Origin of the sequence: Bartonella sp. CE47NXGY (assembly GCF_042195415.1) — a bacterium.
Lineage (GTDB): Bacteria > Pseudomonadota > Alphaproteobacteria > Rhizobiales > Rhizobiaceae > Bartonella.
This window is the reverse complement of record NZ_JBHIOI010000152.1, coordinates 1-1220: the sequence shown is the minus strand read 5'-3', so window position 1 is coordinate 1220 and position 1220 is coordinate 1. Positions and strand designations below refer to the sequence as shown.

General features: G+C 36.6%; 3 protein-coding genes. All 3 read right to left on the bottom strand.

The window, feature by feature from the left end:
• Positions 1 to 468: YdaU family protein (locus ACFIL3_RS10295; protein ID WP_375682233.1), on the bottom strand; the 468-nt coding region annotated here is incomplete at its 3' end.
• Positions 461 to 802 carry a DUF1376 domain-containing protein gene (locus tag ACFIL3_RS10290; RefSeq protein ID WP_375681602.1) on the bottom strand — a complete coding sequence of 114 codons (342 nt, stop codon included), beginning with the start codon at positions 800 to 802 and terminating at the stop codon, positions 461 to 463. The genes ACFIL3_RS10290 and ACFIL3_RS10295, both read right to left, overlap by 8 nt.
• Positions 792 to 1136: a DUF1376 domain-containing protein gene (locus ACFIL3_RS10285; protein ID WP_375681603.1), complete on the bottom strand. Its 345-nt coding sequence runs from the start codon at positions 1134 to 1136 to the stop codon at positions 792 to 794. Before ACFIL3_RS10285 ends, ACFIL3_RS10290 begins: the two co-directional genes overlap by 11 nt.
• Between the last annotated feature and the right edge of the window lie 84 nt (positions 1137 to 1220).

The window sequence follows — 1220 nt, the reverse complement described above, 5'->3', positions numbered from 1 at the left end:
ATTTTGCTTATCTTTTGCTTCAGCAAAAAAATCATTTTGCTTATCTTTTGCTTCAGCAAAAAAATCATTTTGCTTGTCGTTTGCTTCAGCAAAATTATTAACATGTTGTTTTGTATTGTTTTTTGCTTGTGCACCTTTTTTACCAGCTTCACTACGAATTTGTGATATATGATCTTTTTTATCAGCAAAATCTTTTAGCTCTTCTTCAACGCGCGTATTCCACAACCCACCATCTATCTCAACAAGTTTATCATTCCTCATTAAGTATTCGACAATAGTTGCAAATTTTTTCTGCGAGCAATTGCAAGCACGTGCAAGCGTTTCAAAATCTTCTTTAATGGGTGCTTTTTTATCGTACATGCGAACAAGAAGTGTTATATAAACGCCCCGTTGTTCCAATGTCATCCCATCTGTACCACTAATCCAATCATACAAATGAAATCTTATCCACGGCATACCATTAGACATGCCTTACCTCCATATTATTGCAAGTGAAATTATCTAGCTCTTCTTCACTAAGGCTGTTGAGTTCTTCTTCAACTTCTAAACTCCATAAACGACCATCGTCTAAACGAATGATTTTTTTAGTACAGAGTAAAGCATTGAGTGCTTTACTAAATGCTTTCTCTGAGCAACCAACATAACGTGATAATAGAAAAGTAGCTTCATCAAGCGGCTCTTGTGTTCTACGCATAAACAAACTAAGAGTAAGATAAACAGCTTTTTCCATCGGTTTCATACAAGAAACATCTATTATCCATTGGTCTGTATTAAGCCTCGTCCACGGTAATTTACTGGACATTCTCTTTGTCCTTCCTGCGCTTATGCCATGCGGCTTCTGATTGTTGATTGTTGTTCTTCAGCTCTTCTTCAACATCTGGACTCCAGATGTGGTTGTCATCAAAAAGAAAGATGTGTCCAGTTTCAGCTAAGAGATCTAGCGCATCATCAAGCTCGTCAATTGAACAGCAAGCTAATGAGGACAAGGCTCGTAAATTGTTCGTAATAGGCTTCCCAGTGTGTAACATTTTTAATCGCAACCTCATGTAAATATTGCCTTCAGTAGGAGGCAAATCAGCGAGATCAAGAAGCCATTTTTCTACATTAATTTTTATCCATTGGTTTTTATTTGACATTAGTGATTTCCCTTTCTTTAACTAAATATAAAATTGCTAAAGCATCTGCTTCGTTATCATCTTTCGGATTGTGCCCTTTTGCAC

What these genes read in the sequence shown, in the direction of transcription:
- ACFIL3_RS10290 (WP_375681602.1), bottom strand. Translation starts at nt 802, where the DNA reads ATGTCCAGTAAATTACCGTGGACGAGGCTTAATACAGACCAATGGATA.
- ACFIL3_RS10285 (WP_375681603.1), bottom strand. Translation starts at nt 1,136, where the DNA reads ATGTCAAATAAAAACCAATGGATAAAAATTAATGTAGAAAAATGGCTT.